Source organism: Pantoea sp. RCC30.1 (assembly GCF_058148845.1).
This window is the reverse complement of the sequence record NZ_JBXUHX010000018.1, coordinates 53911-80494: the sequence shown is the minus strand read 5'-3', so window position 1 is coordinate 80494 and position 26584 is coordinate 53911. Positions and strand designations below refer to the sequence as shown.

Below are 26584 nucleotides of genomic sequence, written 5' to 3'. Positions count from 1 at the left end.
CACCTGATGAATGTGTTTAGCCGCCTTACTGAGGTTAAGCATGACGAATAAAACCAGTCGCAATGGATTAACGTTAATGGTTAATTTTTCAGTCATTGCGCTCTGCCTGGCGCTGTCACTGAATATGTTTGTCACCGGCCTGCCGCAAAAAATATTCTATCTGGTCTCTTATCTCTCCGTTGCATCCGTGCTGTATGCCCTGGTACGCAGGCGAGTGGATTTTAAAGAGAACGGTTTTTATCTCGCTCTGTTTGCTGTGCTGATTATCTTTGCCCTGATTCGGCTGTTCTGGGCGATACACGTGAAGGGGATCGAAACCGCGCCCTCAACCGATGCCATCACCAATATCGGCAACTATCTGCTGGGGGCGAAGCGGCTGTTGATGGGGGCCTTTGTGCTGCTCAGTCTGGCGATTTATGGGCACCGGGTCTCCACAACCACGCTGCGCGTCGGACGAGGGTTAATCCTGGTCGGACTGCTGATTACGCTGGGCTTTGGTATCCACGAGCATCTCTATACCGAGAATATCCGCATCAAACTCACCACCGAAGCGGCCTCGATGTCCTCCTATATGATTCTGTTTATCTACTGTGCCTGGCTATGGCTGAGCCGCTTTGAAACGCACGCATACTGGAAGATTGCCGATATCTCTGTGCTGGCGGTGACCTTTGCCTTGCTCTACCTGTGTGGCACCCGTGTGACCCTGATTGCGCTGATTGCCGTGGGGCTGCTGTTCCTGGTGCAGACCTATCGGCTGTCGTTGCTGACTAACTGGCGGATTAGCGCTCTGCTGGTGGGCGTGCTGGCAGTGCTGATCCTGATGACCAGTAACCGCTGGGTGGAAGGGGTACGGGATATTGAGAACTATGGCTCAAACAGTTCGACCTCGCTGGGCGCACGTGTAGCTATCTGGGGCGGGGCGGTCAACTTTATTGAGCATCATGGTGGCGGCTTTGCGGCGCCGGATGCGCGCACCACCGAGGCGCGGAAGTTCATCATGGCGCACTATCCCCTTAACGTTGAGGGCTACACCAACGTTAAATACAACATGCACAACGAGTTTCTTGAAGTGACCTCGCTGCAGGGCTGGCTGGGTACGCTGTCCCTGGCGCTGATCTATCTGACGGTGCTAACAGGCGTGCTGAAGAAGTGCGATTTGCGCGGCGTGGCGCTGCCGGTGCTGGGGCTATTTATCTCCGGACTGACCGATTCGGTGCTGCCCTACAATCAGACCGCGACCATTTTCATGATGGCGCTGGCGCTCTGCTGCATACGGCGGCCGCTGCCGGATACACGGGTGACGTCTGCATAGTGCTTGTCTGAACCAATAAAAACGGCGGGGTTTCCAGAGAAACCCCGCCGTTTTTTTTACCGCGTAATGCTAGTCGCGTGAACCGATGTCGCGCAGTTTCTTACCTGCCATCAGGTTACGTTCGATGTGTTCCAGCGAGACGTTTTTGGTCTCAGGAATCAGCATCACCGTCAGCAGGATGAAGAACAGATTAAGCAGTCCGTAGACCCAGAAGGTGTTCGCGTTGCCCAGCGTATTCAGCATAGTCAGGAAGGTCGCACCTACGATCATGTTCGCGATCCAGTTGGTGGTTGTGGAGACAGTGATACCGAAGTCGCGGCCTTTTAGCGGCTGGATTTCGGAACAGAGTACCCAGATCAACGGACCGGCTGACATGGCGAAACCGATGATGAACATCAGCAGCATACCGACCGCGAAGTACTGTGCGCCCGCAGAGTGAATGCCGAAGTGCAGCATCGTGCCCAGTACGCCCATACCGGCGGCCATCACCATAAAGCCCAGAATCAGGGTAGGTTTACGACCCCAGCGATCCACCAGACCAATAGCAATGAAGGTTGCCAGTACGTTGACCAGGCCTACAATCACCGTGCCCCACATCTGCTGGGTGGTGTTGGTGAAACCTGCGATTTCAAAGATTTTTGGCGCGTAATACATGATGACGTTCATGCCGGTAAACTGCTGCATTACCTGCAACAGGATGCCGAGATAGACCGCGCGACGGAAGTGGCTGCTGCTGGTGAACAGACCCCAGCCAGACTGCTTGACCTTCAGGCTTTCACGAATCTCTTCCAGCTCACGTTTTGCCTGCTCGCTGGTGTCACGCAGACGATCCAGTACGCGTTGTGCATCGCGGAAGTTGCCTCGCGCCGCCAGCCAGCGTGGACTGTTTGGCAGGAAGAAAACACCGACCAGTAACAGCAGTGCCGGGATAGTGATGATACCCAGCATCCAGCGCCAGTTGCCGGTAAAGCTGAAGGCCGTATCGGTAAGGTAAGCACCCAGAATACCGATGGTGATCATCAGCTGATAAAGCGAAATCATACTGCCGCGAATTTTTTCCGGAGCGATCTCAGAAAGATAAAGCGGGGCGGTATAAGAGGCGATACCGACAGCCAGGCCCAGCAGAACGCGGGCGCTGATCAGCATTTCCGGGTTTGGCGACATCGCCGACCAGAGTGAACCGATAACGAACAGAATCGCACCGGCCATCAGGCTTTTTTTACGGCCCAGACGGGATGACATCCAGCCGCTGCCGATAGCACCGACCGCCGCACCAAACATCATGGAGCTGACGATCCACTCCTGCTGATGAGGGGTGACGTTAAAGTCCTTTGCGATAAACGGCAGGGCACCGGCGATGACGCCGATATCCAGACCGAACAGCAGTCCCGCAAGGGCAGCCAGAAAGCAGACAAATAAGGTCATCGCCTTATTTGAAGTTCTGCTTTTGTGTGTATTGCCAGGCATTTTAGCCTCCAGGTTTATCCATCATTGTTTTTATCAATGTTAAAAAACCATTTGCGGGAAAAAAGTGAGCCTGATCACATCAGTGTAATCGCTTACACACGCTGAAACCCTGAAATTCAGCATATTTTTCCCGGAAAGATTAATTAACCAGTGAGGTATAGCACTCATTAAGTTTCTGACAATGCTCTATTTAGTGGCTATCAGACGACGCTGAAAATAACGCATTTTCAGCATAATAACTACGTGCGTTAATTCCTAAATATCGGATAAACAAAGCATTTCAATTTGTAATCGCTAACATTTCGTCGTCAGAAAAAGCGAAAGGAATTGTAGTTGAGAATTGAAAATTTGCTGCAGAGTTAAGGAGATGTCGGAAAGATTCGTTTTTTCCCTCGTCGGGCGCTCTCTTAAAACGGTGCGGGTAGATCGCGCAGGAGGATGGCGGAAGCAAAAATGCTCCGGTTAGCCGTGGGGCTGAAAAGGCGATAAAAAACCCCGCCGCAGGGGCAGGGTTTTTATCAGCAGCCGCTGACCTTACAGGCCAGCTGCTTCACGCAGCAGGGCAGCTTTGTCGGTTTTTTCCCAAGGGAAGTGTTCGCGACCAAAGTGACCGTAAGCAGCGGTCTCTTTATAGATTGGGTGCAGCAGATCCAGCATCTGAATCAGACCATATGGACGCAGGTCGAAGAACTCGCGTACCAGCAGAGTCAGCTGTTCGGTAGAGATTTTCTCGGTACCGAAAGTTTCCACCATGATGGAAGTCGGTTCAGCCACGCCGATAGCGTAGGAGACCTGGATTTCACAACGGTCAGCCAGACCGGCTGCAACGATGTTTTTCGCCACATAACGTGCCGCATAGGCTGCAGAGCGGTCAACTTTGGAAGGATCTTTACCAGAGAACGCACCGCCACCGTGACGCGCCATGCCGCCGTAGGTGTCCACAATGATTTTACGACCGGTCAGACCGCAATCGCCCATCGGGCCGCCGATCACAAAGCGACCGGTTGGGTTGATGTGATATTTGGTTGAGGCGCTCAGCCATTCTGCTGGCAGAACCGGCTTAATGATCTCTTCCATCACTGCTTCCTGCAGATCTTTCTGGCTGATGGATTCCGCGTGCTGAGTAGAAAGCACGACGGCATCGATGCCGACGATTTTGCCATCGTCATACTGGAAAGTGACCTGGCTCTTGGCATCCGGACGCAGCCACGGCAGGGTTCCGTTTTTACGCACTTCAGCCTGACGCTGAACCAGACGGTGCGCATAGGTCACGGGCGCAGGCATCAGTACATCTGTTTCGTTGGTGGCATAGCCGAACATCAGGCCCTGGTCTCCCGCGCCCTGTTCCAGCGGATCGGTACGGTCAACGCCCTGGTTGATATCCTGAGACTGTTTGCCAATCGCGCTTAATACCGCGCAGGAGTTGGCATCAAAGCCCATATCGGAATGAACATAGCCGATTTCACGTACGGTCTGACGGGTGATCTCTTCGATATCGACCCATGCGCTGGTGGTGATTTCACCACCAACCAGCACCATACCTGTTTTAACGTAGGTTTCGCAGGCCACGCGCGCTTTAGGATCCTGTTCCAGGATCGCATCCAGCACAGCATCGGAGATCTGGTCGGCGATTTTATCGGGATGTCCTTCTGATACGGACTCGGACGTAAAAAGGTGTTTAGCCATTCTGTTCTTTACCTTAAATATGGTTTGAGTACGACTGCATAGCGCCAGTGAGGTTGTCTGACCTGACGCCCCTTCAGGCAAAGCCGCGAGCAGTGAGGTTGTGTCAGCAAAGCAGGCTGACACCGCCTGGATAATAACCTGTTTAGATGGAAAACCATCTGGACGGCTATTTTAGGATAGAGGGTAAAGCAATTACCAGCCCTTTTTCTGTTTCGGCGCTTAACCTGTAACCGTTATCGGCATAATTTGCTGACACTCCACGCAATTCCCGGATAATATTTTTGCATTTTAGGGCCGTAAACTGTATAAAACGCCGCTGCTTCGATTGCAGCAGCAAGGATGACGCCACTGTTTGCGTCGCGCCTGTCAGACTCTGGTCTGGCTTTCACCCAGGTTTTTTTCCATGTGCCGCTGGCATATGCGGAGGTGATACAAGTAATGAACCACGCTTTTTCTTCTTCCGGTTCTTTGCGCTGCGGCGCTGCGCTGGCTCTCTCCTGCCTCCCATCTGTTTCTTTTTCCTGCCGACAATATGTCCGATGCGGTAATTTTACCGACACAGGCGCCGGCTAATCTTTATCTCTGCTCTACCAGTTTTGTCTCTTCTCTGCGTCCGCGCAGCGGAACGACGCAGGTTATCCATGGTCAATACCAAACAGTTAAATGTTCTCTGTTTAAACGGAGATGGCCAGGGTGTTTTACACTTAACTCTCATGCGTGAATCGCGCTGACGGCAACGTCAGGTGAACAGGACAATGCGTTTAATGTGGCAACAGGTTTTCAGATTAGCGGCCATAAAGCCGGTTAACAGTTTTATCTTTCAACGGAAAATTGAGGTTCGCGATGTCTGACGACATGAAGAATATCAAAGGTTCGTCAGCTGGCGAACAGGGTGCACTCCGCTCCATGCAGGAGGTTGCAATGAACGATCAGGATGCGAGCAAAATGTTGCGTACGTACAACATCGCCTGGTGGGGCAACAACTATTACGACGTTAACGAACTGGGCCACATCAGTGTCTGCCCCGATCCGGATCGTCCGGACGTGCGCGTCGACTTAGCCCGCCTGGTTAAAGAGCGCGAAGCACAGGGTCAGCGTCTGCCCGCCTTGTTCTGCTTCCCACAGATTCTGCAGCACCGTCTGCGCTCGATTAACGCTGCCTTTAAACGTGCGCGTGAATCGTACGGTTACAAAGGTGACTACTTCCTGGTTTACCCGATCAAAGTCAACCAGCACAAACGCGTCATCGAATCGCTGATCCACTCGGGCGAACCACTGGGACTGGAAGCAGGCTCTAAAGCAGAGCTGATGGCCGTGCTGGCGCACGCCGGTCAGACCCGCTCGGTGATCGTCTGTAACGGCTATAAAGACCGCGAATATATTCGTCTGGCGCTGATTGGCGAGAAGATGGGCCACAAGGTCTATCTGGTTCTGGAGAAGATGACGGAAGTGCGACTGGTGCTGGAAGAAGCGGAGCGTCTGAATGTGGTGCCGCGTCTCGGTATCCGTGCGCGTCTGGCTTCACAGGGCTCCGGTAAATGGCAGTCGAGCGGTGGCGAGAAGTCGAAGTTTGGCCTGTCTGCGACGCAGGTGCTGAAGCTGGTTGAAATCATGCGTGAAGCGGGTCGCATCGACAGCCTGCAGCTGCTGCACTTCCATCTGGGTTCGCAGATGTCCAACATCCGCGACATCGCAACCGGCGTGCGTGAGTCGGCGCGTTTCTACGTCGAACTGGCGAAGCTGGGCGTTAACATCAAATGCTTCGACGTCGGCGGCGGTCTGGGCGTCGATTACGAAGGAACGCGCTCGCAATCTGACTGCTCGGTCAACTATGGCCTGAATGAGTATGCCAACAACGTGATCTGGGCAATTGGTGCGGCCTGTGATGAGCACGGTCTGGAGCATCCGACCGTGATTACCGAGTCCGGGCGTGCTGTGACTGCGCACCACACGGTGCTGGTCTCCAATATCATTGGTGTGGAGCGTAACGAGTTCAGCGAACCCGAAACGCCGGATGCGGATGCGCCGCGCCCGATCCTCAGCATGTGGGAAACCTGGCAGGAGATGCACGAGCCAAGCACCCGCCGTTCGCTGCGTGAATGGCTGCACGACAGCCAGATGGATCTGTTTGATATCCATACCGGCTACTCGTCTGGTACCTACGATCTTAAGCAGCGTTCATGGGCCGAGCAGCTCTATCTGAGCATCTGCCACTATATTCAGCAGCATCTCGATCCAAGCAACCGTGCGCACCGTCCGATCATCGACGAACTGCAGGAGCGGATGGCGGATAAAATCTACGTTAACTTCTCGCTGTTCCAGTCAATGCCGGATGCGTGGGGTATCGATCAGCTGTTCCCGGTACTGCCGCTGGAAGGGCTGAACAAGAAGCCGGAGCGCCGCGCCGTGCTGCTCGACATCACCTGTGACTCCGATGGCACCATCGATCACTATGTGGATGGCGACGGTATCGCAACTACCATGCCGATGCCGGAATATGACCTGGATAACCCGCCAATGCTGGGCTTCTTCATGGTCGGGGCTTATCAGGAAATTCTGGGCAACATGCACAACCTGTTCGGTGACACCGAAGCGGTGGATGTCTACGCACGCGAAAATGGCGATGTGGAAGTCCAGCTCTCCGATGAAGGCGACACCGTGGCGGACATGCTGCGCTACGTGCAGCTTGATCCTAACGAGCTGATGGCGCTGTTCCGCAATCAGGTGCAGGCGTCCGATCTCGACGAAGAGCTGCGCGCGCAGTTCCTGGAAGAGTTTGAGAGCGGCCTCTACGGATACACCTATTTAGAAGATGAATAATCGACCCTGGCAGCCCGCAATCGCATATTGCAGTTGCCGTTAACTATGTCGATAATCTGACTCACTCAATCCCTTCCTCGTCGGGCCTAACGACGCGGAGGGGATTTTTTTATCTCAGCCTTAATGGTTTGCGGGCCTGGCCCGACTTACGCACATAGAGAGAGCAATTATGTATAACACTCTTGGCAATCAGTACGACAACTCCCTGGTGTCTAACGCTTTTGGCTTCATGCGGTTTCCGCTGAATTTCCAGCCTTACGACAGCGATGCCGAGTGGGTTATCACCGGCGTGCCGTTTGACGCTGCAACCTCGGGTCGTCCGGGCAGCCGCCTGGGCCCGGGCGCAATTCGCCAGATCTCCACCAATCTGGCCTGGGAAGGCTGCCGCTGGCCGTGGGATTTCGACCTGCGTCAGCGTCTGAACGTTGTCGACTGTGGCGATCTGGTTTACGCCTTCGGTGACTCGCAGGATCTCTCCGACAAGTTACAGGCCCACGCGGAAAAACTGCTGGCCAATGGCAAGCGCATGATGACCTTCGGCGGCGACCACTACGTTACGCTGCCACTACTGCGTGCCCATGCTAAACACTTCGGCAAGATGGCGCTGGTGCATTTCGATGCGCATACCGACACTTACTCCAACGGCCCGACCTTCGACCACGGCACCATGTTCTTCACCGCGCCGAAAGAAGGTCTGATCGATCCACAGCACTCTGTGCAGATCGGTATCCGTACCGAGTTCGACAAGAGCCTGGGCTTCAACGTGCTGGATGCGGCGCAGGTCAATGACCGCAGCGTTGACGATATCCTTGCCGAAGTGAAACGCACCGTCGGCGATCTGCCGATCTATCTGACCTTCGACATCGACTGTCTGGATCCGGCGCATGCGCCTGGCACCGGCACGCCGGTGATTGGCGGTCTGACCACTGATAAAGCGACCAAGCTGATCCGTGGCCTGCAGGGCATGAACATTGTCGGCATGGATCTGGTGGAAGTGGCACCAGGTTACGATCATGCTGATCTGACTGCACTGGCGGCGGCGACGCTGGCGCTGGATATGCTGCATGTTCAGGCTGCGAACAAAGGCTAATCCCGTCCTGAGCCTGCCGGGTCAATCCGGCAGGCTTTGTGCCGCCACCTGAAGCGGCGCAGTGCCAGTAACGATCTCCATCCGCTTTACCCATCCAGATTTTTTCTCCTTGTGATAGCGCACGTACCTCAGGCGTACCCACGCATCAGCAACTAAACTGACTGATATCTATTCTCAACGTGGAGGCAATCATGGGCTTTCTTGATGAACTGGCGGGATCGCTGCAGGGCACGCAGAGTGACGGACATCTGCCCGGACAACTGCAGGCGGTCTGGCACTGGGTTCAGGAGCAGGGCGGTATTGAAGTGCTGCTGCAAAAATTCCAGCAGGGCGGGCTGGGTGAGGTGTTTGGTTCGTGGATCGGCACCGGGGCGAATCAGCCGGTAGAACACAGTGACATCCACTCTGCATTTGGTCAGGCTGAGCTGCAGTCACTGGCGGATAAGCTGGGAACCGACGTTAAGGGCGCAGCGGGCACGCTGGCGGTTATTCTGCCGCAGCTGATCGACAAAATGTCACCCCAGGGGCATATGGATGAAGCGTCGCTGCACGAGAACAAACTCGATTTAGGTTCGATGGTGGATCAGATATTCAAACGCTAGAACAGTGATACTGACCAGACATGTTTTACAGGCGCATGCACCGTGCATGCGCCTGAGTAATGCGTTACTTCGCGTCAGCAGCAATACGCTCACGGATGTGCGCGGCACGTGCTTCAGAAGCGGGGTGCGAGTCAAACATTGAGCTCTGACGTCCCTGTTCCAGCTTCGCCAGTTTTTCGAAGCTGGTCACCAGACCCTCGGGATTGATGTTGCGCTTCTTCATCAGATCGTAAGAGTAGTCATCTGCCTGTGATTCCTGGGTCTGGGAGAACTGAGCATTAACCAGCTTCTCACCCATTTCACCCAGTTGAGACTGCGACAGTGAACCGATCACACCGCCTACTGAGGCCGCTGCCGTGCGGGCTGCGGTGGTGGCATACGCCAGCTGCATCGCCTTACGCGTATGGCCTAATGCCACGTGGCCCATCTCATGGCCCAGCACACCTTCCACTTCATTGTCGGTCATCATATCCATCAGGCCGCTGTAAACGCGGATACAGCCGTTTGCCATCGCCCAGGCGTTGACATCTTTGGTCTGATAAACCTTGTAGTTCGCCGGTACGCCGTTGATGTTGTCACCCAGGGCGGCGGCGATCTTGTTCAGACGCTGCTGATACTCACTGTTAGCGGGCGCAATCTGATTGTCTTTGTCCATCTGCTCACAGGATTTGTCGCTCAGTTGCTTAACCTGATCGTCGCTCAGGCTATAAGCCTGATACGCCTGCGCACCCGACTGCATCAGCGCATTATTGTCTAAACCCTGACAGCCGCTAAGCAGCGTCGCCAGGCCAAGTGCTAACACCATTTTTTTGATTTTCATGCTGTATCCCATTCATAACAAGGTAAGAAAAAACAAACACCTGAAACTCAGTCAGGTGAATAAACGATTTGGTTATAGCGTGCCAGTCTGCACTTTGCTAGCAGAGTTGGCCGGAAAAGCCATACGAAGCGGTGACATTTAGCGTTTTACAACATGTACTTTTGATCCGATTTTCATGTACATTGATGGGCAACTTTTTCCTTGTTTTGCCCGGTAACTCATTAATAACAATAAGTTAAGGTGCGAAGCATTAATCCGACCTGGAGTAGAAAATGCCCTCTCGTAAAGAGCTTGCCAACGCCATTCGTGCGTTAAGTATGGATGCAGTACAGAAAGCGAAATCGGGACATCCGGGTGCCCCAATGGGCATGGCGGACATCGCTGAAGTACTCTGGCGCGGCTACCTGAACCACAACCCAACCAATCCGCTGTGGGCTGACCGCGACCGTTTCGTGCTCTCTAACGGTCACGGCTCAATGCTGATCTACAGCCTGCTGCACCTGACCGGCTACGATCTGCCACTGAGCGAGCTGGAAAACTTCCGCCAGCTGCACTCTAAAACTCCAGGTCACCCGGAATATGGCTACACCGTGGGCGTTGAAACCACTACCGGTCCGCTGGGGCAGGGCATCGCGAACGCCGTCGGCTTCGCCATTGCTGAGCGCACGCTGGCAGCACAGTTCAACCGTCCGGATCATGACATCGTAGACCACAACACCTATGTCTTCATGGGCGATGGCTGCATGATGGAAGGTATCTCGCACGAAGTCTGCTCACTGGCGGGTACGCTGAAGCTGGGCAAACTGGTTGCGTTCTATGATGACAATGGTATCTCTATCGATGGTCACATTGATGGCTGGTTCACCGATGACACCGCTAAGCGCTTTGAAGCTTACGGCTGGCACGTAGTGCGCGGCGTGGATGGCCATGATGCAGATGCAATTGCTAAAGCGATCGACGAAGCGAAAAGCGTCAGCGACAAGCCTTCACTGCTGATGTGCAAAACCGTTATCGGCTTCGGTTCACCGAACAAAGCGGGCACCCACGATTCACACGGCGCACCGCTGGGCGATGACGAAGTGGCACTGACCCGCAAACAGCTGGGCTGGAACCACGCACCCTTCGTTATTCCATCTGACATCTACGCTGAGTGGGACGCGAAAGAAGCGGGCAAGGCGAAAGAAGCTGCATGGGATAAGAAATTCGCTGCGTATGCGCAGGCACATCCTGAACTGGCTGCCGAGTTTAAGCGTCGCGTGAGCAACGAACTGCCTGCTAACTGGCACGAAGAGTCTCAGAAATTCGTTGAGCAGCTGCAGGCGAACCCGGCGAAGATCGCCAGCCGTAAAGCCTCTCAGAATGCTATCGAAGCCTTTGGTAAAATCCTGCCGGAATATCTGGGCGGTTCAGCCGACCTGGCACCGAGCAACCTGACTATCTGGTCTGGCTCAAAGCCAATCAACGAAGATGCTGCAGGTAACTACATCCATTACGGCGTGCGCGAGTTCGGTATGACCGCCATCGCCAATGGCCTGGCGCTGCACGGCGGCTTCCTGCCTTACACCGCCACCTTCCTGATGTTCGTTGAATATGCGCGTAACGCAGCGCGTATGGCGGCACTGATGAAGATCCGTCAGATCATGGTCTACACCCACGACTCTATCGGTCTGGGCGAAGATGGCCCGACGCATCAGCCGGTTGAGCAGATGGCGAGCCTGCGTACCACACCAAACATGAGCCTGTGGCGTCCATGTGACCAGGTTGAATCCGCAGTGGCGTGGAAATATGCTATCGAACGTCAGGATGGCCCGACGGCGCTGATCTTCTCCCGTCAGAACCTGGCGCAGCAGGAACGTGATGCTGTACAGCTGGCTAATGTGACGCGCGGGGGTTACGTGCTGAAAGATTGCGACGGTACACCTGAGCTGATTCTGATCGCAACCGGTTCAGAAGTTGAACTGGCTGTCGGTGCCTGGGACAGACTCACCAGCGAAGGCCGCAAAGTGCGCGTGGTCTCTATGCCGTCAACGGATGCTTTCGACAAGCAGAGCGATGAGTACCGTGAATCTGTACTGCCTAAAGCGGTCAGCGCTCGCGTTGCTATCGAAGCGGGCATCGCTGATTACTGGTTCAAATACACCGGCCTGAACGGCGCCATCGTGGGTATGACCAGCTTCGGCGAGTCTGCTCCTGCGGATCAGCTGTTCACGTTGTTTGGCTTTACCGTCGACAACGTGGTCGCGAAAGCGAAAGCGCTGCTGGCGTAAAAACCGGCCGGGCGGGTCTGCTCCCGTCTGGCAGTGAAATTAAAGGGACGAGCCTTTCGTCCCTTTTGTTTTTTTATTCCTTCAGTAATAAACGTTACAGGCTTAAATTTGTGACGCAGATCCAAATTTAAGCAGTCAGATTGATCGCAATCATTCCTGTTATTCCTTCCTTCTATTATTCTGGCTGAACCGTTTCAGTCGCCGGGCACACCGCCCTGATTTCGGACAATGCCGGGTAAGAATCTCCTGTACAAAGTGCAGTGAAACGCTCAGGCTAACGGCACGTTTTTTTCAGTCTGACGTGGCAGGAGAGAAATGACGGTACGGGTAGCGATAAATGGTTTTGGCCGGATTGGACGCAACGTCCTGCGCGCGCTCTATGAGACGGGCCGACGTGCAGAGATCACCGTGGTCGCGATTAACGAGCTGGCAGAAGCCACCGGTATGGCGCACCTGCTGAAATACGATACCAGCCATGGCCGTTTTGCTTTCGATGTCCGCCAGGAGCGTGATGTTATGTGGGTGGGGGGCGATACCCTGCGCATTTTGCACCGTGCAGAAATAGCCGATTTGCCATGGCGTGAACTCGATGTGGATGTGGTGCTGGACTGTACCGGCGTCTATGGATCACGGGCTGATGGCGAAGCCCATCTGCAGGCTGGTGCCAAAAAAGTGCTGTTCTCTCATCCCGGCGGAAACGATCTCGACGCCACCGTCGTGTTCGGTGTTAACCAGCAGGATCTGACCGCCAGCGACCGCATCGTTTCCAACGCTTCCTGTACTACCAACTGCATTATCCCGGTCATCAAACTGCTGGATGATGAGTTTGGTATCGAATCCGGCACCGTCACCACGATCCACTCGGCGATGCACGATCAGCAGGTGATCGACGCCTATCACAGCGATCTGCGCCGGACCCGCGCCGCCAGTCAGTCGATCATCCCGGTGGATACCCGTCTGGCGGCCGGCATTACCCGTATTTTTCCGAAATTCAACGATCGCTTTGAGGCGATAGCCGTTCGCGTCCCGACGATTAACGTGACGGCCATTGATCTCAGCGTTTCTGTGCATAACGCGGTAACGGCGTTTGACGTTAACACCTTGTTGCGAAGCGCGGCAGAAGGGGCATTTCGTGGTATAGTTGACTACACGGAATTACCGTTAGTCTCAGTAGATTTTAACCATGATCCGCACAGTGCCATTGTGGACGGAACACAAACGCGGGTCAGCGGTCAACACCTTATCAAGACACTGGTCTGGTGTGACAATGAATGGGGCTTTGCTAACCGAATGCTCGACACGACGTTAGCGATGGCCGCAAGCGGTTTCAGGTAAGACGCGGTTTGCGTCTGGCAAAACTTATGAGAATCAACGAGAGGATTCACCATGTCTGTAATTAAGATGACCGATCTGGATCTGGCTGGTAAACGCGTTCTGATCCGTGCCGATCTGAACGTACCAGTTAAAGAAGGTAAAGTGACGTCTGATGCACGTATCCGTGCTTCTCTGCCAACCATTGAAGCGGCGTTGAAACAGGGCGCGAAAGTAATGGTTACCTCTCACCTGGGTCGTCCGACCGAAGGTGAATACAACGAAGAGTTCTCGCTGCTGCCGGTAGTTAACTACCTGAAAGACAAGCTGAGCGGCACCACCGTCACCCTGGCAAAAGATTACCTCGATGGCGTTGAAGTCGACGCTGGCGAGCTGGTTGTGCTGGAAAACGTTCGCTTCAACAAAGGCGAAAAGAAAGATGACGAAGCACTGTCTAAAAAATATGCGGCCCTGTGCGACGTATTCGTGATGGACGCGTTTGGTACTGCGCACCGCGCGCAGGCTTCTACCCACGGCGTTGGCAAATTTGCCCCTATCGCCTGTGCCGGTCCGCTGCTCTCTGCAGAACTGGAAGCACTGGGTAAGGTCATGAGCAACCCTGAGCGTCCGCTTGTGGCTGTAGTAGGCGGTTCTAAAGTCTCTACCAAATTTGACGTGCTGCAGTCTCTGGTCAAAATCGCGGACACCGTGATTGTAGGCGGCGGCATCGCGAACACCTTCGTGGCCATCGACAACAATGTCGGTAAGTCACTGTATGAACCCGACTTCGTTGAAGCGGCTAAAGGCCTGCGCGATCAGCACGGTATCCCGGTTCCAACTGACTCACGCGTCGGCACAGAATTCTCTGAAACTGCGCCAGCAACCGTGAAAAAGGTTTCGGAAGTGGCGGATAACGAAGAGATTATGGACTTCGGCGATGAAACCGCTCAGGCCATGGCTGCCATCCTGAAGGATGCGAAAACCATCCTGTGGAACGGCCCGGTAGGCGTGTTTGAATTCCCTAACTTCCGTAAAGGCACCGAGATCGTGGCTAACGCCATTGCAGACAGCGATGCTTTCTCTGTTGCAGGCGGCGGCGATACCTTAGCGGCTATCGACCTGTTCGGCATCGAAGACAAAATTTCCTACATCTCTACCGGCGGCGGCGCGTTCCTTGAGTTCGTGGAAGGCAAAAAACTGCCTGCAGTTGCTATGCTGGAAGAGCGTGCGAAGCAGTAATCCTTTGGGGGCGATGCCACGCGGCATCGCCTGAAGTCTTGCCCGTCTGGGCGTTTAAATCGACGTTCCTCAAGGGGAACAACGGTCACGAAACAGGACACAATCATGTCTAAAATTTTTGATTTCGTAAAACCCGGCGTTGTCACTGGTGATGACGTACAGAAGATCTTCAAAGTTGCGAAAGAGAACAAATTCGCACTGCCAGCCGTAAACTGCGTCGGCACCGACTCTATCAATGCGGCACTGGAAGCAGCGGCGAAAGTCAAAGCGCCAATCATCATCCAGTTCTCAAATGGTGGTGCTGCATTTATCGCCGGTAAAGGCTTCAAGACTGACAAACCACAGGGCGCGGCAATCTTCGGCGCTATCGCGGGTGCACACCATGTTCACCTGATGGCTGAGCAGTATGGCGTGCCGGTTATCCTGCACACTGACCACTGTGCCAAGAAACTGCTGCCATGGATCGACGGTCTGCTGGATGCGGGTGAAGAGTACTTCCAGAAAAACGGTAAGCCACTTTTCTCTTCTCACATGATCGACCTGTCAGAAGAGTCACTGGAAGAGAACATCGAGATCAGCAGCAAATATCTGGCACGCATGGCGAAACTCGACATGACGCTGGAAATCGAACTGGGCTGCACCGGTGGTGAAGAAGATGGCGTTGATAACAGCCACATGGACGCTTCTGCCCTCTACACCCAGCCAGAAGATGTGAACTACGCATACGAAAAACTGAATGCTATCAGCCCGCGTTTCACCATTGCGGCATCATTCGGTAACGTTCACGGCGTTTACAAGCCAGGTAACGTGAAACTGACCCCAACCATTCTGCGCGATTCGCAGAAATATGTGTGTGAAAAACATGGTCTGCCGCACAACGCGCTGGACTTCGTTTTCCACGGCGGTTCAGGTTCTTCTGCTGCAGAAATCGAAGAGTCTATCAGCTACGGCGTGATCAAGATGAACATCGATACCGATACCCAATGGGCAACCTGGGACGGCATCCTGCAGTACTACAAAAAGAACGAAGGCTATCTGCAGTCGCAGCTGGGTAACCCGGAAGGCGCTGACAAGCCAAACAAAAAATACTACGACCCACGCGTCTGGCTGCGTTCAGCCCAGGCCTCAATGGTCGTGCGTCTGGAGCAGGCTTTCAAAGAGCTTAATGCTGTCGACGTGCTGTAACTGAATAGTCGTTACCGTACAAAAAAGGCCCGAAAGGGCCTTTTTTTATGCACAATTTCTGGAAAAATCCCCTTAAACGTCCCACGGTTTGGCGCTTAAGAAGATAATTGATTACCCTTGGTGGCAGGGTGTCGGATTACATCTGGCAGTTTTTCATTCCCGGTGGGGATCTAACAACAGGGCTTATTAATGGAAGATTTACACGTCGTCGACGGCTTAAATAACGCAGGTAACTGGCTGGTTCGCAATCAGGCGCTGATCATCAGCTATGCCGTGAATATCGTTGCCGCTATCGCCATCATCATTATCGGGATGATTATCGCCCGTATTATCTCTAATGCCGTGAATCGCGTGCTGCGCGCCCGTCACATCGATGCGACCGTGGCGGACTTCCTCTCTGCGCTGGTGCGCTATGGTGTTATCGCCTTCACCATCATCGCGGCGCTGGGACGTATCGGTGTGCAGACTGCCTCGGTGATTGCCGTGCTGGGTGCTGCGGGTCTGGCCGTGGGTCTGGCGTTGCAGGGGTCGCTCTCTAACCTGGCTGCAGGCGTCCTGCTGGTCACCTTCCGTCCGTTCCGCAGCGGCGAGTTCGTTGATCTGGGCGGCGTAATGGGAACCGTGCTGCAAGTGCAGATTTTCTCCACCACGCTGAGAACGGCAGACGGCAAAATTGTAGTGGTGCCCAACGGCAAGATCATCAGCGGTAATATCGTTAATTTCTCGCGTGAGCCGGTACGTCGCAATGAATTTATCATTGGCGTGGCTTACGAGGCGGATGTAGATGAAGTGATCGCCTTACTGAAACAGGTGGTTGAATCGGATAGCCGCGTGCTGAAAGAGAAGGGGGTTCAGATCGGTCTTAACGAACTGGCAGCATCCTCAATGAACTTCGTGGTGCGTTGCTGGAGCAACAGCAGCGATCTGCAGGACGTCTACTGGGATCTGCTGAAGAACTTCAAGCGTGCGCTTGATTCAAAAGGCATCGGCATTCCTTACCCGCAGATGGATGTGCATCTGCATCAGACATTCTCGTCTGAAACCGCAGAAACGCAGGTTTAGCCGCAGTAATCTTTAAATGGGCGGCCTCTGTCGCCCATTAATGTTGCTAATGGCAGATTAATTCTTTCAATTTCCGCTAATCATCCTCTCTCTCTATACTTCCCCACATCTGACCATGTGAGGACATAATTCTGTGATATCTCTCTACTTTCAGGGGCTTGCCTTGGGTGCTGCGCTAATCCTGCCGCTGGGGCCACAAAACGCGTTTGTGATGAATCAGGGCGTGAAGCGTCAATACCATCTGATGACGGCGGCACTTTGCTCGCTGAGCGATATTCTGCTGATATGTGGCGGCATCTTTGGCGGCAGCGCCTTACTGAGCCAGTCTCCTCTGCTGCTGATGGTGATCACCTGGGCGGGTGTGGCGTTTCTGTTTTGGTATGGCTGGGGTGCGCTGCGTAGCGCCTTTCGTGGTGACGCCGATCTGGCGGATGGCGAGCCGTTAAAGCAGAGCAGGGGACGCATTATCGCGACGCTGCTGGCGGTAACCTGGCTCAATCCGCACGTCTATCTCGACACCTTTGTGGTGCTGGGCAGTCTTGGCGGTCAGTTGCCTACCACCACAGCGCGTCAGTGGTTCGCGCTGGGTACTATCAGCGCGTCGATCCTCTGGTTCTTTGGTCTGGCTTTGCTGGCCGCGTGGCTCTCACCACGCCTGCGCACCGCCAAAGCCCAGCGCATTATTAACCTGCTGGTGGGTGCAGTGATGTGGTTTATCGCCCTGCAACTGGCGCGCCAGGGGATTGCCGGTTTTTGATCTCAGCCTCGATCCGTGGCGGTAATTGCCGCGCTGCGGGCGAACTTTTGCCATAATGACCACTCAAAGCATGGCGCATACCGATGCGCTTTTGGGCTTCGCCGGTTGGAAGCCGTCATAGTGACCTTTTCAAGGAGGACTTTCATGAAACTGAAAGCATTGGCTCTGGCCGCAATCATGAGCGCCGGGGCATTGCCTGGCGTATACGCTGATGAGTTACCGAACGGACCGCACGTGGTGACCTCAGGCAAGGCAACGGTCGATGCACGTCCCGATATCGCGACGCTCTCTATCGTGGTGAACGTGTCGTCAAAAGATGCCGCAGATGCAAAGAAGCAGGCGGATAGTCGGGTTGCGCAGTACTTCGATTTTCTGCAGAAAAACGGCATTGAGAAGAAAGATATTGATGCGGCTAACCTGAGCACGCAGCCAGAGTACGATTACACCAAAGAGGGTAAATCGGTACTGAAAGGCTACCGTGCGGTGCGTCAGGTACAGGTCACCCTGCGTCAGCTGGACAAGCTGAATGATCTGCTGGACGGGGCGCTTAAGTCTGGTCTGAATGAGGTGCGCAGCGTTGAGTTAGGCGTGGCAAACCCGGAAAGCTACAAAGAGCAGGCGCGTAAAGCAGCGATCAAAAACGCGACTCAGCAGGCATCCGAACTGGCTGAAGGCTTTAATGCGAAGCTGGGATCGATCTACAGCATTCGTTATCAGGTTGCCAACTATCAGCCGATGCCAATGAACCGCATGTATAAAGCGGCTGCAGCGGCAGATACTACGGCGCAGGAGACTTACGATCAGCAGAGCATCAACTTTGACGATCAGGTAGATGTGGTGTTTGAGATAAAGCCCAACACGCCATAATGCAAAACGGGGCTTTCGCCCCGTTTTTGTTTTCAGGCTGCCACGTCATCCTGACGCAGCACCCGATGTCCATGCGCAATCAGCGCATCGGTTACCCGACGCATTAACCGGCTTTCCGGCGCAAACCGATGCCAGTAGAGCATCCGGCGCTGATACAGACCCGGCGTCAAATCGATTAACTCACCGCTCGCCAGCTCACGCTCAATCTGCAGATGCGGGATCATACAGCAGGTCGAACCCTGCCGCGCCATCTGCACAAAGGCTTCAGAGGAGTTCACGATGTGGCAGGGAACGCTACCGGGTGAAAGGTCAAAGTTCTGCTGCAGAAAGGCCTGATGCATATCATCAAGATGATCAAAGGCTACCGCAGGCGCTTTCAGCAGGGCAGAGCGGGTGACGCCATTGGGGAAGAAGCGATCGGCAAAGTCGCGCGATGCTACAAAAAGGTAGTCGAGCGCGCCGAGCTGATCTACCAGGCAACTTGGCAGTGGCTGCGGCTGAATACTCACCGCGCCCACTACTTCACCCCGACGCAGGCGCTCCTGGGTGCGGGTTTCATCTTCGACCTGCAGATTCAGGCGGACGGGGGAATCTGCCAGCACATCTTTCAGCGCAGGCAGCAGCCAGGTCGCCAGACTGTCGGCGTTGACCGCCAGCGACAGCAGCAGCGGCGTAGTACCACTGTTCTCATCGCCCAGCCACTCCTCTTCCAGCAGCTCCACCTGATGCAGCAACGCCAGCAGTTTCTGACCCTGTTCGGTCGGACGCGGCGGCACGGTACGCACCAGCAGCGGCTGCCCAAACAGGTTCTCCAGCTGCTTAATACGCTGTGAAACCGCCGACTGAGTGATACACAACTTCTGTGCGGCACGCTCAAATCCGCGTTCGCGGATCACTGAATCCAGCGCCTGAAGCGTTCGATAATCCGGGCGTTTCATTATTCTTCTCTCTCCTTCAGGGTGGATGTCACTATGCCACAAAAGTGTCACCTGTGATGGCTCTCTTGTTTTTTGTGGGCTGGCTTCCAAAGCGATAAATCCACGTCGGTCAGCCGAGCATTTTCAGCAAGCCTTGTTTTATACTACGCGCACTTCGTTGTCGCACAGGTTTTAAACATACCATGACCCAGGATGAACTGAAAAAAGCTGTTGGCTGGGCTGCACTTGAGTACGTGCAGCCGGGCACCGTTGTTGGCGTAGGCACCGGATCCACCGCTGCCCACTTTATCGATGCGCTTGCCACGGTCAGGCATCAGATCGAAGGTGCCGTCTCCAGCTCAGATGCCTCCACCCAGAAGCTGAAAAGCCTGGGCATTCAGGTGTTCGACCTGAACGAGATTGATGTGCTGTCGGTGTACGTTGATGGCGCGGATGAGATCAACCCACAGATGCAGATGATTAAAGGCGGCGGCGCGGCGCTGACGCGTGAAAAGATTGTGGCTGCAGTGGCTGAGACCTTTATCTGTATCGCTGACGCCTCAAAAGAGGTGGATGTACTGGGCCGCTTCCCGCTGCCGGTCGAAGTGATTCCGATGGCGCGCAGCTATGTGGCGCGTCAGCTGGTGAAAATGGGCGGCTTACCTGAGTATCGTCAGAACGTGGTCACGGATAACGGCAACATTATTCTCGATGTGCATAATCTGCGCATTCTCGATCCGATTGAGCTGGAAAAAGCCATCAACGCCTTACCTGGCGTGGTCACTGTCGGCCTTTTTGCCGCGCGCGGAGCCGATATCGCGCTGATTGGCGGGCCTGATGGAGTGAAAACCATTAAAAAATGATCTGTCTGGCGCCGCAAAGGCGCCGGTTATTTCTGCCTGCAAATCATCTTTTCTCGCGCTGGTGAAATTTGGTGACTTATGTCACATAAGCGCCATCGGCAGTGGGTTCGTTCTCTCATCTCCGCCGACCTCATGATTTTGTCCGGCAATGTGCGGCTGTCAGCTGTTGCCGTGCTGGCTGCCGGGCAATCGTTTGTATTGCCGGACGCGATTTTTTTGATATTTTGACAGAAGGCTGGCTTATGGTAGTCCTCATTGAATGCTGAATAGGATCGGGAAATGGCAAAGGTATCACTGGAAAAAGATAAGATTAAGTTCCTGCTGGTGGAAGGTGTGCATCAGAGCGCGCTGGAGAACCTGCGAGCTGCAGGCTATACCAACATCGAATTCCACAAGGGCGCGCTGGACTCCGACGCGTTAAAAGCATCGATCCGCGATGCACACTTCATTGGTATCCGTTCCCGCACCCAGCTCACTGAAGAGATTTTTGCGGCGGCTGAAAAGCTGGTCGCCGTTGGCTGTTTCTGTATCGGCACCAATCAGGTTGATCTGCAGGCCGCTGCCAGCCGGGGGATTCCGGTGTTCAATGCGCCGTTCTCAAATACCCGCTCAGTTGCGGAGCTGGTGATTGGTGAAATGCTGCTGATGCTGCGTGGCATCCCCGAAGCGAATGCGAAAGCACACCGTGGCATCTGGAATAAGATTGCCAAAGGCTCATTTGAAGCGCGTGGCAAAAAGCTGGGTATCATCGGTTACGGTCATATCGGGATGCAGCTGGGCGTGCTGGCAGAAAGCCTGGGTATGCATGTTTTCTTCTACGACATTGAAAACAAGCTGCCGCTGGGTAATGCCACGCAGGTACGCCATCTGGCAGACCTGCTCAACATGAGCGACGTTGTCAGCCTGCACGTGCCGGAAACTGCTTCTACACAGGATATGATCGGTGCAGAACAGCTGGCGCAGATGAAACCTGGCGCGCTGCTGATTAACGCCTCACGCGGCACCGTGGTCGATATCCCGGCGCTGTGTGATGCGCTGGCCAGCAAGCATGTGGGTGGCGCAGCCATCGACGTCTTCCCGACCGAGCCAGCCACCAACAGCGAGCCGTTTATCTCTCCACTGAGCGAATTCGACAACGTGATTCTGACGCCGCACATTGGCGGATCGACGGAAGAAGCGCAGGAAAATATCGGGATTGAAGTGGCGGGCAAGCTGGCGAAATACTCCGATAACGGCTCGACTCTCTCGGCTGTTAACTTCCCGGAAGTGTCGTTGCCGATCCACGGTATCAGCGCCAGTCGTCTGCTGCACATCCATGAAAACCGTCCAGGCGTGCTGACGGCCATTAACCAGATTTTCGCAGAGCAGGGCATCAACATCGCCGCTCAGTATCTGCAAACCTCGCCGTTTATGGGTTATGTGGTTATCGACATTGATGCAGAACCAGAAGTGGCAGAGAACGCGCTGCAGCTGATGAAGGCGATTCCGGGTACTATTCGCGCCCGTCTGCTTTACTAAGCGCTACTAACCTGAATAGTCGCTTAGTCGCGTCTCTTCAGGTAGTTAATACAGGCTGTCCCGATTTGCTGTAAGACCGAGACTGCGAAGAGAACACGGCCAGATCGGAAAGACGCAAAAGCCGCCATCCATGGCATGCTCGGCCCGCGCAGTCCCTTGCGCGGGACGCTTTCCTTTTCTGACCATGTTCCCTGCGCGTTGAGCTATTTCATTGCTGCCAGATGCGCCCAGGTATGGGTTTTCACTTGTCTGAAAAAGCGGCTCTGCTACTCCCACTGCCAGAGTTTTGACGGCGTCATTACCGCTGGCAAAGGCACATCCCATTCTGCCACCGGCAGACTATCGACCTGCTGACAATCGTGTGCCAGACCGACCGGCAAAAAGCCATGCTGCCGCCAGTTCTGCAGGGTGCGATCGTAGAAGCCTCCGCCCATCCCAAGACGCTGCCCATGCTGATCAAACGCCACCAATGGCACCATCATCAGATCCAGCTGATCAAGCGTGATCAACTGCCGGATATCCAGCGGCGGTTCAGGAATACGTAGTTTATTGGTGTGCAATGGGGTATCGGACGAGTAGCGCAGAAACAGTAGATTACCGGGGGAGAAGGGGTGCAAGACCGGCAGATAGACCGCTTTCTTCATATGCCAGAGCCTGGCAATCAGCGGACGGGTATTCAGCTCACCATCAACCGACAGGAACAGGGCAATATTGCGCGCGGTAGTGATCGGAGCGTAGTTAAGGGCGAGTTCAGCAAGTTGTTCGGCCGCCTGGGCCTGCTGATCATCAGTCATCGCACGACGCAGATGGCGTACCTGCTGACGGATGACCTGACGCTGTATCATTGAAGATGATGACATGGAAGATTCAGACATGATTTCCCCGCCGGATAAGTCGCTGAACAGCGACTATAACATGTCGGTATGGGGAAGAAAGCAGGTACTACAGGAAGAGAGATCTCCGAGATGCCGCCGTAGGCTGTAACCCTTGAACCCTTGGTTCAAGGTGAACATGCCGTCATAACCATCAGGCTTCTCGGACGAACCGAGCATGCACACAGGTTACGAGCGTCACATTCTGTTTTTTCGAAATATCGGCTCAGGGGACTGGCCCACATGCAAACATCTCAGAGAAAATTTACCTCACCGTTACTTGAGTATAGCAACCATGAAGTTTTATTCGAACTTCGCACCCTCACGATCAGAGATACGACCCTGCTCAACTAATGCCTGTTCAATCGTCTGCTGCAACATACGGATACGCTGTTCCATATTAGCAGCATAATCCCGCGTTTTCACTTTCTCTTGCGCCAGCTCGTGGCAGACGTTTAACGCGGCGATGAACACCAGTTGTTCTGTATTGGTGACTCTAGTGCGAACTTTTAGATCTTGCAACCGTTGATTGAGATCTTCAGCCGCGCTATTGAGCGCATCTTGCTGCTCTGGCGGACAATTCACTCTCAACGAACGACCAAAAATTTGTAAATCTACCGGTTGTGCAGACATGCCACCTTCCTGACTGATTACTTCGCTCGCAACTCCCTTAGCAGTCAATGGCTTGGGAGGCGGGCAACTATATAGACCCACGAAATAAGATACAACCCCTTTTCTGGAAACCTTGAGGCAGCTAGTGGTAGCATAACACGAACTTATTCTGCCAACGACGATGAAAACTTATGTCCTTACAGAACGCAACCCCCGATTACAACGCGCTCGCGACGGTGCTCACACAGCAGGGTGTTGGAATGACGCCCGCTGAAATGCACGGCCTGCTGAGCGGGATCCTCTGCGGCGGTAACCAGGACACCAGCTGGAAGACGCTGGTACACGATCTGGCTAACGAAGGCATGGCGTTTTCACACACTCTCGCGGTGCCGCTGGCGGCGCTGCACGAGCACACGGCCACTACGCTGGAAGATGACGGTTTCCTGTTTCAGTTAATGCTGCCTGCAGACGAAGACATCACTGTCTTTGACCGTGCGGATGCGCTGGCAGGATGGGTTAACCATTTTCTGCTCGGCCTGGGCGTAACACAGCCTAAACTGGATAAAGTCACCGGCGAAACCGGTGAAGCAATCGATGATCTGCGCACTATCGCACAGCTCGGTTATGAAGAAGATGAAGACCAGGAAGAGCTGGAGCAGTCGCTGGAAGAGGTGATCGAGTATGTGCGTGTCGCTGCACTGCTGTGCCACGATACCTTCACCCGTCCGCAGCCAACCGCGCCAGAAGTGCAAAAACCGACGCTACACTAATTTCAGGTCAACGAGTTTAACCGGTCAGTTTACAGGGAGTGCAGAGATGATTTCACTGGAACGATACCTGCAGCGTCGTCAGGCGCTGCTGGCGAAGATGGTGCCTGGCAGCGCAGCGCTGATTTTTGCTGCGCCTGAAGTGACGCGCAGTAATGACACGGAATATCCGTTCCGCCAGAGCAGCGACTTCAGCTATTTCACCGGTTTTAATGAGCCGCAGGCGCTGCTTGTGCTGATCAAAAGCGATGAAAATCATAACCACAGCGTACTGTTTAACCGCGTGCGTGACCCCGCAGCGGAAGTCTGGTCTGGCCGTCGGCTGGGCCAGGAGGCCGCACCTGATAAACTGGGCGTGGATCGCGCTTTACCCTGGAATGATATTGATGACCAGCTGCACCTGCTGCTGAATGGCCTGGATGTGGTTTACCATGCGCAGGGCGAATATGCCCACGCGGACACACTGGTGTTCAGCGCGCTGGATAAGCTGCGTCGCGGCTTCCGCCAGCATCTCAGTGCGCCCGATACCCTCACTGACTGGCGTCCGTGGGTGCATGAGATGCGCCTGTTTAAAGATGCGGATGAAATTGCGCTGTTACGTCGCGCTGGGGAAATCAGCGCACTGGCGCATATCCGTGCCATGCAAACCTGCCAGCCGGGCATGTTCGAGTATCAGCTCGAAGGAGAAATCCATCACGAATTTACCCGTCACGGCGCGCGTTATCCCTCCTATAACACCATTGTGGGTGCCGGGGAGAACGGCTGCATTCTGCACTACACCGAAAACGAAAGTGAAATGCGCGACGGTGATCTGGTGCTCATCGATGCAGGCTGTGAGTTCCACGGCTATGCCGGTGATATCACCCGCACCTTCCCGGTTAACGGCAGATTCAGCCCGGCGCAGCGTGCCATTTATGACATCGTGCTGGCTTCGCTGAAGCGATCGCTTGAGATGTTCCGGCCTGGCGTCAGTATTCGCGAAGTGAATGACGAAGTGGTGCGCATCATGATCACCGGTCTGGTGGAACTGGGTATCCTGGAGGGCGACATCGATACCCTGATCGCCGAGGACGTGCATCGCCAGTTCTATATGCATGGACTGGGCCACTGGCTGGGGCTGGATGTTCATGACGTCGGTCACTACGGCACCCCAAGTCGCGACCGGATTCTGGAACCGGGCATGGTGTTAACCGTTGAGCCGGGTCTTTATATCGGACCGGATGCGGATGTGCCCGCTCAGTATCGCGGCATCGGCATCCGAATCGAAGATGACATTGTCATCACTGAAGATGGCATTGAGAATCTCACCGACAGCGTCGTGAAAGAAGCCGATGAGATTGAAGCACTGATGGCGGCGGCAAAACAGGCATGACGATTCTGATTGCCGGAGGCGGCATGACCGGGGCGACGCTGGCGCTGGCGATCTCTCATCTGACCCAGGGCACACTGCCGGTAACGCTGATTGAAAGCAGCGAGCCAGGCAGCAGAGCGCATCCCGGTTTCGATGGCCGCGCCATTGCGCTCTCTGCCGGAACCTGCCAGCAGCTGGCGGACATCAACCTGTGGCAGCACATCGCCCGTTGTGCCACACCGATTACCGACATCCATGTCTCCGATCGCGGACATTCCGGCTTTGTGTCGATGGCGGCGACTGATTACGCTATTCCGGCGCTGGGACAGGTGGTCGAGCTGTTTGACGTCGGTCAGCGGCTGTTTGCTGAACTGAAAAAAGCGCCAGGCGTGACGCTGCGCTGCCCGGCGCGCGTCACCCAGGCACACCGTAGTGAACAGCAGGTTGAGGTGACGCTGGACAGTGGCGAGCAACTCAGCGGCAAACTGCTGGTGGCAGCAGATGGCACGCGCTCTGCGCTGGCCGCCTCGTGCGGCATTCAGTGGCAACGGGACGACTATCAGCAGCTCGCCGTGATTGCCAATGTCTCAACCGCGCTGCCCCATCAGGGCCGGGCGTTTGAGCGTTTCACGGAGCACGGCCCGCTGGCGCTGCTGCCGATGTCCGGCAACCGTCTCTCGCTGGTCTGGTGTCATCCGCTTTCGCAGCGTGAACGCATTGAGCAGTGGAGCGAATCCGAATTCCTGAGCCAGCTGCAACGTGCTTTTGGCTGGCGGCTGGGCAAATTCACGCACACCGGCCAGCGCGAGTATTACCCGCTGGCGCTGCACCAGGCGATGTCGCCGGTGACGCATCGCGTGGCGGTGATGGGCAATGCGGCGCAGACGCTGCATCCGATTGCCGGGCAGGGCTTTAACCTCGGCCTGCGCGATGTGATGTCGCTGGCTGAAACGCTGGCCGCCGCCCATCGTCAACAGCAGGATCCGGGCAGCTATGCAGTGCTGCATCATTATCAGCAGCGTCGTCAGCCCGATCGCGCCGCCACCATCGGTATCACCGACGGACTGGTTCGCGTTTTTGCGAATCGCTATGGTCCGATGGTGGCAGGACGTAACCTGGGCCTGCTGGCGATGGATCATCTGCCGTGGCTACGAAATCAACTGGCTGAGCGTACGCTTGGCTGGGTTAAGCGTTAATAA

23 protein-coding genes and 1 other RNA gene are annotated in these 26584 nt (G+C 54.8%); 16 read left to right on the top strand and 8 right to left on the bottom strand.

The window, feature by feature from the left end; translation table 11 throughout:
* The first annotated feature begins 76 nt into the window (after positions 1-76).
* Entirely contained in the window at positions 77-1312 is a 1236-nt protein-coding gene (locus tag AC2LB6_RS16430; RefSeq protein WP_490094305.1) for an O-antigen ligase family protein, read from the top strand.
* A 69-nt stretch (positions 1313-1381) separates the two neighbouring features.
* On the opposite strand, the gene AC2LB6_RS16425 is transcribed toward AC2LB6_RS16430, so the two are convergent.
* The 3 genes from AC2LB6_RS16425 to AC2LB6_RS16415 form a co-directional block, all read right to left on the bottom strand.
* Positions 1382-2779: a sugar porter family MFS transporter gene (locus AC2LB6_RS16425; RefSeq protein WP_090965882.1), complete on the bottom strand. Its 1398-nt coding sequence runs from the start codon at positions 2777-2779 to the stop codon at positions 1382-1384.
* Positions 2780-3313: 534 nt separating this feature from the next.
* On the bottom strand, positions 3314-4465 hold the full coding sequence (metK, locus tag AC2LB6_RS16420) for a methionine adenosyltransferase (protein ID WP_283547133.1): 1152 nt from the start codon (positions 4463-4465) through the stop codon (positions 3314-3316).
* Positions 4466-4698: 233 nt separating this feature from the next.
* Entirely contained in the window at positions 4699-5025 is a 327-nt protein-coding gene (locus AC2LB6_RS16415) for a hypothetical protein (RefSeq protein WP_490094304.1), read from the bottom strand.
* Between the two features lie 283 nt (positions 5026-5308).
* On the opposite strand from AC2LB6_RS16415, the gene speA reads away from it, so the two are divergent.
* The 3 genes from speA to AC2LB6_RS16400 all read left to right on the top strand — a co-directional run bounded on the left by speA (position 5309) and on the right by AC2LB6_RS16400 (position 8977).
* Positions 5309-7285 (top strand): biosynthetic arginine decarboxylase, encoded by a 1977-nt coding sequence (gene speA, locus AC2LB6_RS16410; protein WP_090965877.1) that lies wholly within the window; start codon positions 5309-5311, stop codon positions 7283-7285.
* Between the two features lie 169 nt (positions 7286-7454).
* Positions 7455-8375 (top strand): agmatinase, encoded by a 921-nt coding sequence (speB, locus tag AC2LB6_RS16405; RefSeq protein ID WP_090965875.1) that lies wholly within the window; start codon positions 7455-7457, stop codon positions 8373-8375.
* A 191-nt stretch (positions 8376-8566) separates the two neighbouring features.
* Positions 8567-8977 carry a YidB family protein gene (locus AC2LB6_RS16400; RefSeq protein WP_490094303.1) on the top strand — a complete coding sequence of 137 codons (411 nt, stop codon included), beginning with the start codon at positions 8567-8569 and terminating at the stop codon, positions 8975-8977.
* Positions 8978-9041: 64 nt separating this feature from the next.
* Here the strand turns inward: AC2LB6_RS16400 and loiP are convergent, their stop codons facing one another.
* Positions 9042-9797, bottom strand: a complete 756-nt coding sequence (loiP, locus tag AC2LB6_RS16395) for a metalloprotease LoiP (protein WP_490094302.1) — start codon at positions 9795-9797, stop codon at positions 9042-9044.
* Between the two features lie 272 nt (positions 9798-10069).
* Here loiP and tkt point away from each other — a divergent pair, with 272 nt between their 5' ends.
* The 7 genes from tkt (at position 10070) to AC2LB6_RS16360 (ending at position 18485) form a co-directional block, all read left to right on the top strand.
* The gene (gene tkt, locus AC2LB6_RS16390) at positions 10070-12064 is read left to right on the top strand and encodes a transketolase (protein ID WP_490094301.1); all 1995 of its coding nucleotides are present in this window, start codon (positions 10070-10072) and stop codon (positions 12062-12064) included.
* A gap of 315 nt (positions 12065-12379) precedes the next feature.
* A complete protein-coding gene (gene epd / locus AC2LB6_RS16385) occupies positions 12380-13399 on the top strand; it encodes an erythrose-4-phosphate dehydrogenase (RefSeq protein WP_490094300.1) in 1020 nt (339 codons plus the stop codon).
* Positions 13400-13450: 51 nt separating this feature from the next.
* Positions 13451-14614: a phosphoglycerate kinase gene (pgk, locus tag AC2LB6_RS16380; protein WP_490094299.1), complete on the top strand. Its 1164-nt coding sequence runs from the start codon at positions 13451-13453 to the stop codon at positions 14612-14614.
* A gap of 105 nt (positions 14615-14719) precedes the next feature.
* Complete coding sequence (gene fbaA / locus AC2LB6_RS16375) at positions 14720-15799, top strand: class II fructose-bisphosphate aldolase (RefSeq protein WP_010248835.1); 1080 nt, start codon at positions 14720-14722, stop codon at positions 15797-15799.
* A 189-nt stretch (positions 15800-15988) separates the two neighbouring features.
* Positions 15989-16861, top strand: a complete 873-nt coding sequence (gene mscS, locus AC2LB6_RS16370) for a small-conductance mechanosensitive channel MscS (protein WP_490094298.1) — start codon at positions 15989-15991, stop codon at positions 16859-16861.
* 133 nt (positions 16862-16994) lie between these two features.
* Positions 16995-17618 carry an arginine exporter ArgO gene (gene argO, locus AC2LB6_RS16365; RefSeq protein ID WP_490094297.1) on the top strand — a complete coding sequence of 208 codons (624 nt, stop codon included), beginning with the start codon at positions 16995-16997 and terminating at the stop codon, positions 17616-17618.
* 144 nt (positions 17619-17762) lie between these two features.
* Entirely contained in the window at positions 17763-18485 is a 723-nt protein-coding gene (locus tag AC2LB6_RS16360; RefSeq protein ID WP_090965860.1) for an oxidative stress defense protein, read from the top strand.
* 32 nt (positions 18486-18517) lie between these two features.
* Here AC2LB6_RS16360 and AC2LB6_RS16355 read toward each other — a convergent pair whose 3' ends face one another.
* A complete protein-coding gene (locus AC2LB6_RS16355) occupies positions 18518-19423 on the bottom strand; it encodes a LysR family transcriptional regulator ArgP (protein WP_009087111.1) in 906 nt (301 codons plus the stop codon).
* 182 nt (positions 19424-19605) lie between these two features.
* Between AC2LB6_RS16355 and rpiA the strand changes: the two genes are divergently transcribed.
* A complete protein-coding gene (gene rpiA, locus AC2LB6_RS16350; protein WP_490094296.1) occupies positions 19606-20265 on the top strand; it encodes a ribose-5-phosphate isomerase RpiA in 660 nt (219 codons plus the stop codon).
* A gap of 279 nt (positions 20266-20544) precedes the next feature.
* Positions 20545-21783, top strand: a complete 1239-nt coding sequence (serA, locus tag AC2LB6_RS16345) for a phosphoglycerate dehydrogenase (RefSeq protein ID WP_490094295.1) — start codon at positions 20545-20547, stop codon at positions 21781-21783.
* 266 nt (positions 21784-22049) lie between these two features.
* On the opposite strand, the gene AC2LB6_RS16340 is transcribed toward serA, so the two are convergent.
* The 3 genes from AC2LB6_RS16340 to zapA all read right to left on the bottom strand — a co-directional run bounded on the left by AC2LB6_RS16340 (position 22050) and on the right by zapA (position 23288).
* A complete protein-coding gene (locus tag AC2LB6_RS16340; RefSeq protein ID WP_490094307.1) occupies positions 22050-22643 on the bottom strand; it encodes a 5-formyltetrahydrofolate cyclo-ligase in 594 nt (197 codons plus the stop codon).
* A gap of 93 nt (positions 22644-22736) precedes the next feature.
* Positions 22737-22919: non-coding RNA, 6S RNA (ssrS, locus tag AC2LB6_RS16335), on the bottom strand.
* A 39-nt stretch (positions 22920-22958) separates the two neighbouring features.
* Complete coding sequence (gene zapA / locus AC2LB6_RS16330; RefSeq protein ID WP_090965854.1) at positions 22959-23288, bottom strand: cell division protein ZapA; 330 nt, start codon at positions 23286-23288, stop codon at positions 22959-22961.
* A gap of 170 nt (positions 23289-23458) precedes the next feature.
* Here zapA and AC2LB6_RS16325 point away from each other — a divergent pair, with 170 nt between their 5' ends.
* From AC2LB6_RS16325 to ubiH, 3 genes are read left to right on the top strand one after another with little or no spacing between them, the layout of a single operon-like run.
* Positions 23459-24037 carry a YecA/YgfB family protein gene (locus AC2LB6_RS16325; RefSeq protein WP_490094294.1) on the top strand — a complete coding sequence of 193 codons (579 nt, stop codon included), beginning with the start codon at positions 23459-23461 and terminating at the stop codon, positions 24035-24037.
* A gap of 46 nt (positions 24038-24083) precedes the next feature.
* Complete coding sequence (gene pepP / locus AC2LB6_RS16320; protein WP_490094293.1) at positions 24084-25406, top strand: Xaa-Pro aminopeptidase; 1323 nt, start codon at positions 24084-24086, stop codon at positions 25404-25406.
* Positions 25403-26581: a 2-octaprenyl-6-methoxyphenyl hydroxylase gene (ubiH, locus tag AC2LB6_RS16315; protein ID WP_490094292.1), complete on the top strand. Its 1179-nt coding sequence runs from the start codon at positions 25403-25405 to the stop codon at positions 26579-26581. Before pepP ends, ubiH begins: the two co-directional genes overlap by 4 nt.
* Positions 26582-26584: the final 3 nt, after the last annotated feature.